Source organism: Arthrobacter sp. NPDC080082 (genome assembly GCF_040686595.1).
Classification (GTDB): Bacteria; Actinomycetota; Actinomycetes; order Actinomycetales; family Micrococcaceae; genus Arthrobacter.
The window spans coordinates 146,608-163,152 of sequence record NZ_JBFBKQ010000004.1; the positions used below are offsets into that span (position 1 = coordinate 146,608).

Annotated in this window: 10 protein-coding genes; 9 read left to right on the top strand and 1 reads right to left on the bottom strand. The window is 71.3% G+C overall.

What is annotated here, in order from left to right; all coding sequences use genetic code 11:
* Nucleotide 1 precedes the first annotated feature (1 nt).
* From AB0O44_RS09735 to sufU, 9 genes are all read left to right on the top strand, one after another.
* Nucleotides 2-982 (top strand): ribose-phosphate diphosphokinase, encoded by a 981-nt coding sequence (locus AB0O44_RS09735; protein ID WP_290258513.1) that lies wholly within the window; start codon nt 2-4, stop codon nt 980-982.
* A 225-nt stretch (nt 983-1,207) separates the two neighbouring features.
* A complete protein-coding gene (locus AB0O44_RS09740) occupies nt 1,208-1,837 on the top strand; it encodes a 50S ribosomal protein L25/general stress protein Ctc (protein ID WP_290258512.1) in 630 nt (209 codons plus the stop codon).
* A gap of 97 nt (nt 1,838-1,934) precedes the next feature.
* On the top strand, nt 1,935-2,522 hold the full coding sequence (gene pth, locus AB0O44_RS09745) for an aminoacyl-tRNA hydrolase (RefSeq protein ID WP_364136889.1): 588 nt from the start codon (nt 1,935-1,937) through the stop codon (nt 2,520-2,522).
* Nucleotides 2,523-2,700: 178 nt separating this feature from the next.
* A complete protein-coding gene (locus AB0O44_RS09750) occupies nt 2,701-5,469 on the top strand; it encodes a LuxR C-terminal-related transcriptional regulator (protein WP_364136891.1) in 2,769 nt (922 codons plus the stop codon).
* Nucleotides 5,456-8,176, top strand: a complete 2,721-nt coding sequence (locus AB0O44_RS09755; protein WP_364136893.1) for a LuxR C-terminal-related transcriptional regulator — start codon at nt 5,456-5,458, stop codon at nt 8,174-8,176. Before AB0O44_RS09750 ends, AB0O44_RS09755 begins: the two co-directional genes overlap by 14 nt.
* Nucleotides 8,177-8,593: 417 nt before the next feature.
* Nucleotides 8,594-11,206, top strand: a complete 2,613-nt coding sequence (locus AB0O44_RS09760; RefSeq protein WP_364136895.1) for a LuxR C-terminal-related transcriptional regulator — start codon at nt 8,594-8,596, stop codon at nt 11,204-11,206.
* 60 nt (nt 11,207-11,266) lie between these two features.
* A complete protein-coding gene (locus AB0O44_RS09765; RefSeq protein WP_364136897.1) occupies nt 11,267-13,984 on the top strand; it encodes a LuxR C-terminal-related transcriptional regulator in 2,718 nt (905 codons plus the stop codon).
* 630 nt (nt 13,985-14,614) lie between these two features.
* Nucleotides 14,615-15,922, top strand: a complete 1,308-nt coding sequence (locus AB0O44_RS09770) for a SufS family cysteine desulfurase (RefSeq protein WP_364136899.1) — start codon at nt 14,615-14,617, stop codon at nt 15,920-15,922.
* A 9-nt stretch (nt 15,923-15,931) separates the two neighbouring features.
* Nucleotides 15,932-16,399 (top strand): Fe-S cluster assembly sulfur transfer protein SufU, encoded by a 468-nt coding sequence (gene sufU, locus AB0O44_RS09775; protein WP_364136901.1) that lies wholly within the window; start codon nt 15,932-15,934, stop codon nt 16,397-16,399.
* Here the strand turns inward: sufU and AB0O44_RS09780 are convergent.
* Nucleotides 16,396-16,527 (bottom strand): hypothetical protein, encoded by a 132-nt coding sequence (locus tag AB0O44_RS09780; protein ID WP_290258503.1) that lies wholly within the window; start codon nt 16,525-16,527, stop codon nt 16,396-16,398. The genes sufU and AB0O44_RS09780 overlap by 4 nt on opposite strands.
* Nucleotides 16,528-16,545: the final 18 nt, after the last annotated feature.

Here is a 16,545-nt window from a genome sequence, read left to right on the forward strand (position 1 = left end):
CATGAGCGAAATTACGGCACACGGCGAGAAGAAGCTGGTGCTGGCCGCCGGGCGGGCGCACCCGGAGCTGGCACGGGAGATCGCCAAGGAGCTGGGCACCGAACTGCTGCCGCTGGACGCCTACGACTTCGCCAACGGCGAGATCTACGTCCGCGCCGGCGAGAGCGTCCGCGGCACCGATGCCTTCGTCATCCAGGCGCACCCGGCCCCGCTGAACAACTGGCTCATGGAACAGCTGATCATGATCGATTCGCTCAAGCGGGCCTCCGCCAAGCGCATCACCGTGGTCTCCCCGTTCTACCCGTACGCCCGCCAGGACAAGAAGGGCCGCGGCCGCGAGCCGATCTCCGCCCGCCTGGTGGCCGACCTCTACAAGACCGCCGGCGCCGACCGGATCATGAGCGTTGACCTGCACACCTCGCAGATCCAGGGCTTCTTCGACGGCCCCGTGGACCACCTGATGGCCATCCCGCTGCTGGCGGACTACATCCGCACCCGGGTCGGCTCCGACAACATCACCGTCGTCTCCCCGGACACCGGCCGCGTCCGCGTCGCCGAACAGTGGGCGGAACGCCTCGGCGGCGCCCCGCTGGCCTTCGTGCACAAGAGCCGCGACCTGACCGTGCCCAACCAGGCCGTCTCCAAGACCGTCGTCGGCCAGATCGAGGGCCGCACCTGCGTGCTGATCGACGACATGATCGACACCGGTGGAACCATCTCCGGCGCCGTCCAGGTGCTGAAGAACGCCGGGGCCAAGGACGTCATCATCGCCGCCACGCACGCCGTGTTCTCCGACCCGGCAGCCAAGCGCCTCTCCGAGTCCGGTGCCCGCGAGGTCGTCGTGACCAACACCCTGCCGATCGCCGCTAACAAGCACTTCCCGCAGCTGACCGTGCTCTCGATCGCGCCGTTGATCGCCCGCGCGATCCGCGAAGTGTTCGACGACGGCTCCGTTACCAGCCTGTTCGACGGCAACGCCTGACAGCCCGCTTCACCACGGCAGTGCCGGGCCCCGTTTAGCACATCGGGGGCCGGCACTGCTAGACTTTTTCCCGATACCTTGGCGAGGGAGAGCGCCGGCACAACAGCCGGTCTCCGTTATCGACTGGGTCTGAATCTCCTTCTGAAGTGGGCCACGCGCCCGGCGTCGAAGGTCGCTGACAGACCTCCGCCCTTGCTGAACCACCGTTCCACCAGAGGAGACGCTATGTCTGAGCAGAAGCTCGCAGCAGAAGTACGCACCGAATTCGGCAAGGGCTTCGCCCGCCGCGCCCGCATGGCCGGCCTCATCCCCGCCGTCATCTACGGCCACGGCGCCGAGCCGATCCACGTGACCCTGCCGTCGAAGGCCACCACCCTGGCCGTCCGCACCCCCAACGCCCTGCTGAACCTGGACATCAACGGCGAATCCCACCTCGCCCTGGTCAAGGACATCCAGCGCAACGCCGTCAAGCAGATCGTCGAGCACCTCGACCTGCTGACGGTCCGCCAGGGCGAGAAGGTTTCCGTTGACGTCCCCGTCACGGTCACCGGCGAAGTTGCTCCGGGCAACGTCCACAACCTGGAACTGACCACCGTTCCGCTCGAGGCCGAGGCAACCCACCTGCCGACCGCCGTCGAGGTCAGCGTCGAAGGCCGCGCCGCCGGCGAGCACGTGCTCGCCTCCGACCTGGTCCTGCCGAAGGGCACCACCCTGCTGGCCGACGCCGATACCCTGGTCGTCAACGTCTCCGAGGCCGTCGAGCTCGAGGTCGAGGAAGAAGAGACCGGCGAAGAGGCTCCGGAAGCCGGCGAGGAAGCTGCCGAGGAAGAGTCCTCCGAAGCTGCCGCCGAGTAATTACGGCGAATCGTCCGGCGGCCGGGTCCCACAGGGGCCCGGCCGCCGTCGTCTGTGCCCACCCCGCCCCGGCGGGCCGCCCTGAAAGGATCCACCCATGAGCGAAACCTGGCTGATCGTCGGGCTCGGCAACCCCGGCGCCGAATACGCCCACAACCGGCACAACGTCGGCCAGATGGTCCTCGACGACCTCGCCGCGCGGGTGGGCGGGGGCTTCAAGTCGCACAAGGCGGCGCGGGCCCAGGTGCTGGAGGGCCGGCTGGGCATCGGCGGCCCGCGCGTTGTGCTGGCCAAGCCGCTGACGTATATGAACGTCTCCGGCGGTCCGGTCTCGGCGCTGACGAAGTTCTACGACATCGACCCCGCCCACGTGATCGCCGTCCACGACGAGATCGACATCCCCTTCGACACCATCAAACTCAAGCTCGGCGGCGGCGAGGGCGGCCACAACGGCCTGCGCGACATCTCCAAGGCCCTCGCCACCAAGGATTACCTCCGGGTCCGCGTGGGCGTGGGACGGCCGCCGGGCCGGATGGACACCGCCGACTTCGTGCTCCGTGACTTTGCCGGACCCGAGAAAAAGGAACTGCCCTTCCTGGTGGGCTCGGCCGCCGACGCCGTGGAGGACCTCATCCGCGAGGGCCTGCTCGCCGCGCAGCAGAAGTTCCACCCCTCGAAGGCCTGACCGCCGCACCTCCCGGCCATAGCCGCGGGGCCCCCGGCTGGCAAGGGCCCTAGTCTCCTTCCCGAGCCTTCCGGCGCGCCGTTATGATCGCCATACTTCCGTGTCGCGGGGTAGGGTTACGCTACTTCCATGCCGACGGCGCGGGATAAGCCGTCCGCAAGCGGTAAGAGGGGGCTTGATGTCGAGGGATACGCTGAATTGGGGGGACGTCTCCGTGACGGTGCCTCCCGCTCCGGCCAGGGCCGGCGCAGCCAGCGGCGACGACCGGGGCGCGGCCGCGCCATCCGCCGGGCGCCATTCCTGGTCAGGCCTGGCACGCGGGGCCGACGCCGACCGCGTGGTCCGTGCCCTGACCGCCCCCGAGGGCATGGGGGTGGTGATCACCGGCGACCGCGGGGTGGGTAAGTCGCTCGTCGGACGCAGCGCCATCGCCGCCTTCGGCGCGGACGTCTACACCCTCCAGCTCCGCAGCCCGGGCAACGGTACCGCCACCCCCTACGGCTGCCTGTCCTTCACCCTGGCCCGCCTCCCGCAAAGCTCCCTGGGTTCACCGACGGCCATCCTGCACGGGATCACCTCGCTAATCCGGGACGACGCCGCCGGCCGCAAATGCGTCATCCTGCTCGATAACGCCGGCGCCCTGGATGAGCAGAGCACCGGGGTGCTGCTGAACCTGCTGCAGACCGGCACCGCCCGCCTGGTCGCCACCGCGCAGCGCACCACCGACCTCCCGCCGGACTTCTACTGGCTCATCACCTCCGGTCAGCTGGCCGAGGTCAGGCTCTCCGCCATGACCGAACTGGAGACCCGGAAGGTGTTGCAGGCAGCGCTGGGGCACCGCGTATCCACCGCCCTGGCCAGCCAGCTGCACGAACTGGTCGGCGGCAGCCCCACCCTGCTGCAGGCCGTGGTCTCCGAACAGATCGAGCGCGGCAACCTGGTCCTCGCCGGCTCCGTGTGGACCTTGGTGGACGAGGTGGTCCTGGACGGCCGCACCGCCCTGGAGGACATCGTCCGGGCACGCTACGCCCGCGAATCCCCGGAGGCCCGCGAGGTCATCGAGGTGCTCTCCTGCGCTCGGAGCATGTCGCTGTCCCGCCTGGCCCGGATGTACGGCCCGTCCCTCATCGCGGACATGGAGGAGGCCGGCCAGATCGTCGTCGACCGCACCGACCGGCACTTCGTCACCCTCGGCGACCGCTATCTGGGGGACATCGTCCGGAACTGGCTCAGCGTGGAGCGCCGCCTGGAGCTGCGGGACAAGGTCCCCGGTCACCGGGAAGAGGAGCTGGGCGAGCTCACCGTCCAGGACCTGCTGGCCTACGCCGCCTGGACCCTCGACTGCAACGCCGAACTCGCACCCGCCCACGCCCTGGCAGCGGCTCAGGCGGCCGTGCGGCTTTTCGACCCCAAATTCGCGCTGAAATGTGCCGGCAGCATCAGGTCCCGGGACCGCGAATGGCCCGAGGGCCAGCAGCAAAAAGCCGCCGCCTACCTCCAGCTGGGCCTGCCGCTGCAGGCAATGTCCGCCTTAGACGACATCTCCGAGGCCCAGCTGATGGCGCTGCCTCCGCGGGCGTTCGCCAACTTCATCGCGTCGAAGGCCGACTGCATGGCCTGGCTCGAGGACCGCTCCGGAAAGGTCCCGGAACTGCTCCGGCAGGCCCGGCTCCGGCTCCAGGAGTTCGGCCCCGACACCGAGGCCGACGGGCTGGCCTGCGCGGGCCTCTGCCTCGAGCTGTGCGAATTCAATTACCTGTCCTTCATCGGCGACTACGCGCCCATGATGCAGCGCCTCAGGGACGCCGCCGAGAACACCGCCGCGGATGCAGTCGACCCCGACTTCCGGCTCCGCGCCGCCATCATCCTGATGGAGGCGCTCGGCATGACCGGCCGGGAACTCGAGGCCCGGGCCGTGATGCGGGACATCGCCGGCCAGCTGGGTGAGCGGGCCAACGTTCCGCGGCTTAGGGAAAACTTCGCCTGGCGGTCCTTCAACGTCCTGCTCCTGGCCGGGCAGTGGCGCCAGAGCATCGACATGCTCAAGGACGCCAGCGGCCGGGCCGGGCACGGCCTGCACTCCGGCAGCGCCGCCACGGACCTCGCCGTCGGCCTCGCCTATGTCTACGCCGGCCGCGGCCACCTGGCCCTGGACCCGCTGCTGGCTGCGATAGCCCAGTTGGAGGTCCGGCCCAGCCTGCAGTCGCTGCGCCAGGCCTATGCCGCCGCGGCCTTCGCCTACGCCCAGATGGGCAACTCTGTCCAGGCCACGATCTACCTGGACCGGGCCCGCTCCGCCGACGGACCGGGCCGGTTCGTCGTCAGCAGCTCCGCGGACTTCTGCATGGACATGGCCTCCCGGTGGCTGGGGGACCCGGACGCCAAGGACCGGCTGGTCCGTGCGGCCGAACGCTACGACCGGGACGGCCTCTACACGCTGGCCGGCATCAGTATGCTGGGCGCCACCGTGAACGGCACGGTCAAGGACTTCCTGTTCATGGAGGAAATCGCCGGCCGGCGGCAGGGCCAGCTGGCCGAACTGTCCCGGGTGGTCGCCGTCGGGAGCCGGAAAAAAGACGCCGAAACCATGCTCGACGCCGCCGCCCTGGCCGCCGCGCTGGAGCTCGACGCGGTCCAGGCCCGGTGCGCGGCGCTGGCGTTCGACTTCGCCCGGGGCGCCGGCCAGGCCAGCCTCGCCACCGCGGCGCACAGCATGCTGGAGTCCCTCACCGACTCGGTGCCGTCGCTGCCGGTGGTGCCCAGGAACAAGGGGCCGCTGCTGACCGACCGGGAACGGCAGATCGCGTCCCTGGCCGGAAACGGCGTAACCAATAAGGACATCGCCCAGGAGATCGGCATCTCCGTCCGCACCGTCGAAGGCCACCTGTACCAGGTCTTCACGAAGCTTGGGGTGTCCTCGCGGAGTGATCTGCTTGGACTCATCTAAGGCCACCACCGCCTCCCGGGAGACGCGGAGCGCGGGCCTGACCGGACGGGCCGAGGACCTGCGCGCCGCGGCCGAGGCCCTGCGGGGCGGCATGCACGTGGCCGTGTTGCTGGTGGGCGAGCACGGCATCGGCAAGTCCACCCTGATGGAGGCCGTCGCCACCGAACTTCGGGACGAGGTCACCGCCGTCCGCCTCCACGGCAGCCCGGCCCTGGGCAGCGTCCCCTACGGTGTCCTCGCGCCCTACATTGTGGAGCTTCCGGTGGAGGAAGCAACGTCGCAGCTGGCCGTGCTGCGGACCTTCTGGAGCCACCTGGAGGCCCGGCGGCGGGTCACCGGCCAGCCGCTGCTGCTGATTGTGGACGACGCCCATGACCTGGACGAGGCCACCGCCTCGGTGCTGGTGGAGCTCGCGGCCGCTGGCTGGGCGAAACTGCTGGTCAGCGCGGCCGTCCGTCCGGGACTGCCCACCCCGCTGCTGGAGCTCTGGTTCGAGGGCATCGCGGAACGGCACGACCTGCGCCCCCTGACCCTCGAACAGACGCAGGACTTCCTGGCTGAGAGGCTGGGCCCGCAGGTGCTGCCGAGTGCCGCGGAAATGCTCTGGCACGCTTCCGCCGGAAACCCGCTGCTGCTGACCTGCCTGATCGACGACGCCCGGAACGACGGCACGCTGAAGCAGCACAACGGCGTCTGGCTCCTCACCCGCGCCCTGAACAGCCACGGCGAGCGGCTCACCGACGTCGTGCGCCGGCAGCTGCTCCGCCTCTCCGCGGACGAGCGCACGGCCCTGAACCTGGTGGCACTCTCCGAGCCGGTGTCCCGGAAACTCATCGAGGCCATGGTGGACGAGGACACCGTCGCCGGACTGGTCGAACAGGAACTGCTCCGGGTGACCGACGCGGCCGAACCGGAGTTGAGGCTCTGGCACACCACCTACGGCGACACCCTGCGGAACCTCGTGTCCCCGGCCCGCAGCCTCCAGCTCCGGCAGGGCCTGCTCCGGCTGATGGACCGGGAACCGGCCAGCGCCGAAGGCCTGCTCCGCCAGGTGAGCTGGTCGCTGGAGTGCGGCATGGAGGTCGGCGACCGTCAGCTGCTGCGCGCCGCCGCGCTGGCCAGCGGACTCTTCGAGGACGAGCTTGCCCGCCGCGCTGCCGGCCAGGTCAAGGACCCGGACCTGCGCATGGCGGGACGGGCAATCGTGGCACGCACGTACTACAACACCGCCAACCACGCCGCCGCCCGGGATATCCTGGAGGCGGACTTCGGCCGGGGCAGCACCGTCACGAGCCTGCTCTCCGGCACGCTGCTGTGGGCGGCCGTCCTCACCGCCCTGGGTCACAAGCCGGCCGAGATCGTCCGGCGCTCGGAGGAGTTGCTGGCCGCGGGCGAGCGGCTCGCCGGGGAACGCCCGGCCGAGGCGGAGAGCATCCGGGCCGCCACCGCCGCGCGGGTCCGCTCCCTCCGTGCGCTGGCGCGGGCGCTGGCCGGCGAACGCGAGGACGACGGCGGTGCGGAGCCCGGCGAATCCTTCCCCGCCGCGGAGACCGGCGACGGGCTCCCGGACAACCACCTGGAGCGCGCCTTCGAGCTGGCCCTGGAGGCCGAGCAACTGCTGGTCCGGGGCAATACCGAGGACGCCTACGCGGCCGCGACCCGGGGGATCGAGGCCGCCGGGAAGGCCGATGAGGAGGTCTCCTTCCTCACCGACTTCCTCGCCGTCCGCGCGGCCACCCCGCTGGTGCACGGGGGAAACTGGAGCGGCGCGGAGGGAGTGCTTGGCGGCTTCTCGGCCAGTTACGGGGCCAGCCTGATTGCCTTTGGCGGCGGCGTCCACACGGCGGCAGGGATCATGCTGCTCTACCAGGGCCGTGCCGCCGAGGCGAAGAAGACCCTGCGGGTAGGCCTGGAGGCCCTGCGGATCGCGGATGCCCAGCAGCTCTTCGCCCTGACCGCGGCCATGGCTTTCGCCGCCGCAGCGGAGGTGGGGGCCAAGAGCAAGGCCGCGGGGCTGCTGGCGGACTACGAATCCGCCAGGCCGCCGGCCTCCCGCTACCTGCGCACCCTCGCTGCGATGGCGGTGGTTTACGGGAAAGCGAAACTGGAAGACCACCCGGATGCCCTCGGTGAGCTGCGGCGGCTGGGGGAGTCCGGGGGATCTGACGGCGCCGGACTCGAGTTCGAGTCGCTGGCCTGGCGGCTGGCCCTCGGCGACAAGAGCGCCGCGGCCCGGCTGCGGGAACTCGCGCCGGACCTGGACGGCCGGCGCCCGGCGGCGGTCTGCGCCTATGCGGCGGCGCTGGGCACCGGGGACGCCGGGGAACTGCTGGCGGCGGCCAAGGGCTGCGAGGAAGCCGAGCTGTGGGGGTTCGCGGCGCAGGCCTACGACGACGCCGCCGCCGCGTACCGCGAGGCGGGGGACACCCTGCGGGAACGGGTAGCGACCGCGCAGCGCCAACGCTGCCGCGACCGGGCGTCCAGCACCCCGGGCCAGGAGCCGGACGCCCAGGACGGTGCCCTGGCGCTGCTCACCCGGCGTGAACGGGACATCGTCGCCCGCGCCGTCCGCGGCCTCAGCGACCGCCAGATCGCCGCCGAACTGCAGGTCTCCGTCCGCACCGTGGAGGGCCACCTCTACCGCAGCTACGCCAAGCTGAATATCAAGGGCCGCGAGGACCTGCGCCGCCTCGCCGCCGACGACTGACCCGGAATCCGCTACAGTTTTGCGTGCGGCCCGCCACTGCCCGCAACTACCCGACCACGCACAGAACAGGCCGCCGGAGCCGCCTACGCCCGGATGCGTACCCGGTGACGCGGACCGGCGGGGGACTACTTGGTCCATCCCGGAGCCTCCGGCCGAGGAACTGAGTACACCCAAGTAAAGGCCTCCGAATACCTGTCTTCCAATCGGGTACTACCTACGGGTGTCATCGCCGGGGCTCATCCATACGGTGGAGCTATCACTGGCTATCCATTGATTGCGAAGGTCTCTCCCATGTTTCAGCATGACACCGGCGTGCCCGCCGGCAGCGGTAAAACAGATGTGATTCCACCCGCGCACCATGCCGCCGGCGGGCGGCCCGACAAACAGCAAACCCGCCAGCACATTATTGACGACGTCGTGGAAACCTTGACCTCCGGGTCCGGCTGCGGCGTCGTTTTGGTAGGCGAGCACGGCGCCGGCAAGTCCTTCATCGCCCAGCGCGCGCTGGAGCAGCTGGGGGAGGACTACCTGGTGGTCCAGGTCCGCGGCAGCTCGATCTCCTCGAAGCTGCCCTACGGGGCGCTCAGCGTGCTGCTTAACGACCTCGACTCCTCCCACCTCGAACACCCGCTCATGGTCCTGCGCGGCCTGACCCAGCTGCTGCACGCCAAGGCCCAGGGCCGCACCATCGCCCTGTTCGTGGACAACGCCCACGACCTGGACGACCTCTCCTGCATGATGGTCGCCCAGCTCAGCGCCGGCGGCCACGTCACCCTCCTGGCCGCCTGCGTGGACCTGCCGCATGTCGGCGGCGACATCATGGGCCTGTGGAAGGACGACCTCCTGCGCCGCGTGGACCTGGAGCCGTTCGACTTCGCCGAGACCTCGGCCACCCTCAACCAGGAGTACGGCGGCCACTTCTCGCACGCCGCGGCCCGCGCCCTCTGGACCGCCAGCGGCGGCAACGCACTCTTCCTGCACTCCCTGGCCCGCGAACAGATCAAGCTGGGCGCGATCGCCAAGCAGGACGGCACCTGGGTTCTCGGCCGCCGCCCGATCTCGCTCACCGGCGAGGTCCGGGACGTGGTCAAGGCACGCCTGAACCGGCTCAGCCCCGGCCAGCGGGACGTGTTCGAACTGCTGGCGCTCGCCGGTGCCGTGTCCCTGCAGACGCTCATGAGCATCTTCAACCCCCACGACATGGACACCCTGCAGGAACGCGGCCTCATCCAGGTCAGCCACGAGCACCCGCCGACCGTCCGGGTCTCCAACACCGTGACCGCAGCCATCGTCGGAAGCGTCGTCCCCCCGGGCCGCAGCGCCGAACTGCGCCGCCGCCTCACCGCCGTGCAGGAAACCGCCAATAGCCTCGAACCCGGCGGCCCCACCGGGGTGGCCTGGGCGCTGGATTGCGGCGAGCAGATCACCCCGGAGCTGGCCCTCGCGGCGGCCCGGCGCGCCAACGACTCCTCCGATCCCGCCGCCGCCCTGCGCTTCCTGCACGCGGTCGAGGAACTGGCGGAGATGCCCGCGGCCGTCATCGAAGCCGCCAGGGCCCACCTGGGCCTCGGCAACGACGAGGCCGCACGCCGGCTGCTGCACCCGCTGGTTGGCGGCCAGGGCTCCGACCTCACCGCCCCCGAGTGGGTGGGGGTCAACATCCTGCTCGCCGACCTGGAACACCGAGGCCCCGGGACGGCCCCCGCCGCCTCCGGACGGGTGCTGGACCTGCGACCGTCGCTCGCGGCCCGGCCTGACGCCGAGACCGACGCCGGACACCGCGCGGCGGCGCAGCTTCGGCTGGCCGAGGCCCGGCTGGCAGTCCAGGAGGGCCGGTACACCGACGTGCTGGCCATGCGCGAGGACCTCGACGTCGCGGACCTCAGCACAGAATCCGGCGTCGTCGCCGGCGGCCTGCTCTGCGAGGCCATGGCGGTGACCGGCAACGTCCTGGGCGCCACCGGCCTGGCCAAGCAGGTCCTCTCCGCCGCGGCCACGGTCCCCATGACGGACCGGAACCTGCGCGAACTCCGCGGCCGGATGCTCCTGCTGATGCTGCTCTCCGCCCGGTTCAAGGAGGCTGGCGAGTTCCTGACCCTCACCTCCGAGGTGCCGGACCCGCATTCACGCCTGGGCGGCATGTTCGAGATCGGTGAGGGACTCATCAGCCTGCACGCGGGCCGGCTCGAGGAGGCCCTGCACAGCCTCGAGGCCGGGCTCTGGCAGCTGCGGACCAACGACCGGGACGCCCTCACCGGACTCGCCACGGCGGCCTGCGCCTACGCCAACGGACTGCACGGCAACGCCGACGAGGCCGCCGTCCAGCTGGCGGAACTCTCCGCCCTGGAACACCCGGCCCCGTGGCTCACCGCGCGGCTCATCCGCTACTTCGAGCTGGGCGCCACCGCGGAACTGGGCCAGCGGGCCGCTGCAATCCGCGCCCTGGCAGCCGAGGCGGACGCCGACTCCGAGGCGGGAGCCGTGGCCACCGCGCTGTTGTTCCAGTCCGCCGCCGCGCGGCTCGGTGACCGCCAGGCCAGCCAGAAGCTCGGCGGCCTGGCCGGCAGTGTCACGGGCCAGTTCGCAATGCTCTGCCTGCGCCTGGCCAACGGCGTCAAGGACGCCGCCAGCGAGGCCCTGCTGACCGTGGCCAAGGATGCCGACGCCGCGGGAGACGCCGTCTTCGCCCGGGACGTGGCGCGCAAGGCCGTCACCTGCGCCAACGACGCCGGCAACCGGATCGCCCTGCGGGTCGCCCAGCGCACCGAGCACATGCTGGACGAACGGTTTGGGGGGCCCCGCAACGGCGTCCAGGCCCTGACCTCGTCCATCCTCACGGCACGCGAATGCGAGGTCGCGGTCCGGGCCGCGGCCGGGACGTCGAACCGCAAGATCGCCGAACAGATGCAGGTCTCGGTCCGGACCGTGGAAGGCCACCTCTACCAGGTGTACGCCAAGCTCCATCTGGCGAGCCGGTCCGAACTTAAAGATGCCATCGCCGGAACCACCGGCAACGCCCGCATCGGCTAGCGGGGCGCCACAGCTCATCGGGCCCGGCGGCCGCCAGCCGCCAGCGGGGAAAGGACCTGGGTGGAAAGCCTCACGGACCAGATGGCGCTCATCGGCAGGTCCGGTGTCGTCCGCGACGCCGTGGCGTGCCTGCGGGACGAGGAACGCTCCGGGGCGCTCCTCGTCGGTGTCGCCGGGTCCGGGAAAACCGCCGTCGTGCGCGAGATCCTGCGTGAACTTCCCGGCCGCGGCGAGGTGATCCGGCTCGCCCCGACGGCGATGCTCTCCGCCGTGCCGTTCGGCGCCCTCGGCCCCGTCCTGATCGACCTTCCGGTGCACGATCTCGATTCTTCGGCCGCCGTCGCGCGGGCCTTCACCAAGCGCCTGAAGAAGAGCCCCGCCCCGCCCCTCTTCGTCATCGACGACGCCCAGGACCTGGACGCCGGGACGGTCCGGCTGATCGCCCAGGCCGTGGCGACCGGGGCCGCCCGGCTGCTGGCCGCCTGCCGGACCGGCCCGTCCACGCCGGAGGAATTCCTGGCTCTCTGGGACGACGGCTTGATCGCCAAGTACGACCTCGCCCCGCTCACCCGCTCCGAGGTGCACCAGTTCTGCGAGCAGGCCCTGCGCGCGGACGTCTCGCCCTGGCTGAGCGAACTCTTCGGCACGGTGACCGCCGGGCTGCCGGCCCTGCTCATGTCCCTGCTCCGGTATGCCCAAAAGACCGGCTCCATCGGGCTGCGGCGGGGCACCTGGATCCTCCTGTCGCCCCCGGATCTGGCCCGGGTACCGGCCGCGGACCTGGTGGACCACCGGGTACGGTCCCTGCCCGCCGAGGAACAGACCGTGGCCGCGATCGTCTCCCTCGCCGGACCACTCTCGCTCGGCGAGATCCTGCGCTTCAGCAACCCCAAGACCGTCGACGCCCTCGAAATGGCCGGGATCATTGCCGTCTCCCGGGACCAAGAGCGGCTGGTCCGGCCGGCCAGCCCCATGGTGGGCGAGATCGTCCGCGGCAGGGTCCCCGCCGGACGGAGCGCCGGGCTGCGGGCCAGCCTGCTGCAACTGCCGGGCTTCAGCGACGGCCACCCCGAGGCCTACCTCAACCGGTTCCGCTGGGCGCTTGACGCCGGCGCCGAGCTCGCCCCCGCCGAGCTGGTGTACGGCGCCGCACGGGCGAACGCCGCCCTCGACGCCGTCACCGCGCTCCGTGCCGCCACCGCCGCCGCCGGGGGTGACCGCGCGCCGGAGGCAAAGATCCAGCTGGCCTACGCGCAGTACCTCCTGGGCCGGACGGAGGCCGCCGCCGGGCAGCTGAGGTCCGCGGGGGCCGTTCCCTACGGCCGACCCTCCTACCTGGCGGCCCTCCTGGCCGCGCGGCTGGGAAATGCTGCCCCGGAGACCGGCCCGGCGGGCCAGACAGGCCCGGCAGGCGACGACGACGGCGACGGCACCAGCCCCGGCGCGGGGGGCCGGGACACCGCGGCGGAGTGGTCCGATTCGGCGGCGCCCGGCCTGGCCGCGCGGCTGCTGCTGGGCCCGGACGACGAGCCAGCGGGGGAGCTGCAGCGCCGCTGGGCAGCCCTGGCCAACCTCCCCGGCGTGGCGGAGGAGCTGGGCGTCCCAGCGGCATTCCGGGTGGCGGAGCTGCAGTCGGTGCGGGGGCAGGTGGTGACCGGGCTCGGGACGGACCGGCAGGCATGGCCGCAGGCGGGCCCGGCGACGGCCGCGTTGCCGCTGGTGCGTGAGGACCTGCTCGCCCGGCACTGCCTGAACCTGGTCCGGGCAGGGGAGTGGGACGAACTCGCCGCCGCGGTGGACGGCTACGCCGCGGCCCTGCCCTTCCGACTGCTCTACAGCGGCGGGCTGCTGCACTTGGTGCGCGGCTTCTCCCGCCTGCGCCAGGGCCGGTTCCCGGAGAGCCTGGCCGAACTGCTGATCGGCGTCGAGGAGCTGACCGTCGCCGACCCGTGGCGGCTGCGTCCGCTGGCCCACGCGCTCGCGGCCTACGCCGCCTTCGTCGTCGGCCGGAACGACGACGCCGCCGCCAATGCGCGTGCCTACCGTGCGGAACCGCTGGGCGGGCCGGCCCCGCTGCGGTTGCTCGCCGATGCCTACTGCACCGCCGCGGACGACGGCGGTGCAGGCCCGGCCGCCCGGCAGCACCGGCTGGACCGGCTGGCGGACGGTGCCCGGGACCGTGGCCTGTTCGGTGTCGAGACGGAGATCCGGCGGCTGGCCGTGCGCGAAGGCGACCCGGCCGCCGCGGAGGCGCTGGCCCTCAGCAGCGCCGCGATCGAGGGGCCCGAGGGCTCCCTGCTGCGCGCCTTCGCCCGCGCCGTGGCCGACTCCGACACCAGCGCGCTCAGTACCCTCAGCGACGAGGCGCTGGCCGCCGGCTACCTGCTCCTGGCCCTGGAAGCCGCCCAGCAGGCCGCCCGCTGTCTGGAAAACGATCCGCACAAGTGGAGGCTGACGGTGGTCCAGCGCAAGGTCCACCACCGTATGGTCGCGGCCGGGATGTCGGAGAGCATCAACATCGTCCATGGGGACCACCACGCGGACCTGACGGCCCGGGAAGCCGAGATCCTCCGACTCGTCAGCCAGGGCGCCAGCAACGTCGAGATCGCCGCCGCCCTGACCCTCTCCACCCGCACGGTGGAGGGCCACCTGTACCGGGTCTTCGCCAAACTGGGCGTCAGCCGGCGCTCAGAACTCGTCGATGCAGAACCGGACTTCCTCACCCCGCCGGGACCCGGATTCGGGCCGGGGACGGGGCCACCGGGAGGTCCTGCGTAGTTCCCGGCCGGCGCTCCGGCCGGCCGGGAGTACGCCTAAGTAGTTCGGCAGGGTAGCGGCGGAGGGAAGTCGGGTAAGTCCTACTCGTGTGGAGCACCGGCGGGATTTGATTAACTTGACTCAGTCAAGGGAACGGCCCGAAAGGACAACGCTCCACACACTTGGCTTTCGCTTCATCCGGCTTCCTTCGATGGAATCGTACGGTGCCCCCAACCGGCAGCCGTACCCCCTAGACGGAGCCGGCGGCGTCAGAGCCTTCTGAGACCGAGGCTCTCCCCCCAGCCGCCGCCGGCTCCCTTTACGGTCTCCCGCCGGGTCCATCCGGCGGCAGACGCAGGAATCAAACGCCCCGCCCGGGAACCCAAGGCCCGCCGGCGGGGCGTTTGGCTGCCCGGGACAGGGCGCTTGTCTGATCGGCACGTGGCCTTTGGCTGACCGGAGCGCGGGGGAGAAGCCCGGGAGCGCCCCACGTTCCGGCGGTAAGTTTCGGCGGTAAGGGGGACCTCCGTGGGGCATCCGGCCGGGCCGTGGAATAATTAGGCTAAATCTGTGTAACGTAATCGGCCGCCCACGCCGCGCTCACCCGCCGGCGGCCGCCGACGCAGCGACTGCCGATCAGGAGTTCCACCCATGGTTGCACCACCAGCCCACCTGCCCAGCCCGGCCCCGGCCCTGGGGAACGACGAGGTCCTGAGGATCCGCAACGACTTCCCGATCCTCAACCGGCCCGTGAACGGCCAGCCGCTGGTGTACCTGGACTCCGGTGCCACCTCGCAGAACCCCATCAGCGTCCTCGAGGCTGAGCAGGAGTTCTACGAGCAGCGCAACGCCGCCGTGCACCGGGGTGCCCACCACCTGGCCGTGGAGGCCACCGACGTCTTCGAGGACGCCCGGGAAACCGTCGCCGCGTTCATCGGCGCCGGGGACGACGAACTGATCTGGACCTCGAACGCCACCGAGGGCCTGAACCTGCTCAGCTACTCCTTCCTCAACGCCTCCCTGCCCGGCGCCCCCGCGGAGGCCGCCCGGTTCGCCCTCGGCGCCGGCGACCGGATCGTGGTCACCGAGATGGAGCACCACGCCAACCTCATCCCGTGGCAGCAGCTCGCCGCCCGGACCGGCGCCACCCTGGACTACATCCCCGTGGACGACTCCGGTGCCCTGGACCTGGAGGCCGCCGCCCGGCTGATCGGCCCCCGCACCCGGGTCTTGGCCTTCACCCATGCCTCCAACGTCCTCGGCACCATCAACCCCGTTACCGACCTGGTCGCGCTGGCCCGGGCCGTCGGCGCGCTGGTGGTCCTTGATGCCTGCCAGTCCGCCCCGCACCTGGAGCTCGACGTCAAGGCCCTGGACGTGGACTTCGCCGTCTTCTCCGGCCACAAGATGCTCGGACCCACCGGGATCGGCGGCCTCTACGGCCGCTCGGAGCTGCTCAACGCCATGCCCCCGTTCCTCACCGGCGGCTCCATGATCACCACGGTCACCATGGACCGCGCCGGCTTCCTGCCCAGCCCGCAGCGCTTCGAGGCCGGAACGCAGCGGATCTCCCAGGCGGTGGCGCTCGCGGCCGCGGCGAACTACCTGACCGAGACCGGCCTGGCCCGGATCCACGCTTGGGAGGCCACGCTCGGCCAGCGGCTCGTCGAGGGCCTCGAGGCGATCCCCGGCATCCGCGTCCTCGGCCCCGCCGCCGGCCGGGAACGGATCGGCCTGGCCGCGTTCGACGTCGCCGGCGTCCACGCCCACGACGTCGGGCAGTTCCTGGACAGCCGCGGCATCGCCGTGCGCGTGGGCCACCACTGCGCCCAGCCGCTGCACCGCCGCCTGGGCCTGACGGCGAGCACCCGCGCCAGCACCTACCTGTACAACACCACCGACGACGTCGACGCGTTCCTCGACGCGGTCGCCGGTGTCCGTCCCTACTTCAACGCCTGAGGACCGCCCGTGAGCCTTGACCAGCTGTACCAACAAATCATCCTCGAGCACGCCAAGGAACGGCACGGCAACGGCCTGGATGCGGGGGCGGAGTTCCCTGCGGGGGCCGCGTCCGGCCAGTCGCACCAGCTGAACCCGACCTGCGGCGACGAGATTACCGTGCGGGTGTCCGTGGCCGGCGGGAAGGTCAGCGACCTCCGCTGGGACGGTGAGGGGTGCTCGATCTCGATGGCGTCCGCCTCGGTCCTGACCGAGCTCGCCGAGGACCTGGACACGGCGGAATTGCAGCGCATCATCGACAGCTTCCGTGAGGTGCTGCGCTCCCGCGGCAAGGTGGCCGCGGATCCGGAGATCCTCGGCGACGCGGCCGCGTTCGAGGGTGTGTCCCGCTACGCCGCGCGGGTCAAGTGCGCCATGCTCTCCTGGGTTGCCGCCGAGGACGCCCTCACCCAGGCGCTGGGCCGGCAGGAGAGCTAGGGCACGTAGCTGGCGATGATGCCGAAGAGCAGGACCATCATGGCCAAAGCGGTGTACATCGACCAGTTCCGTCCGCCCGGCTTCCGGTGGCTGCCGTGCCAGACCCGTTCCATTCCGTCCATGTCCATAGCACCATTGGACGGCTG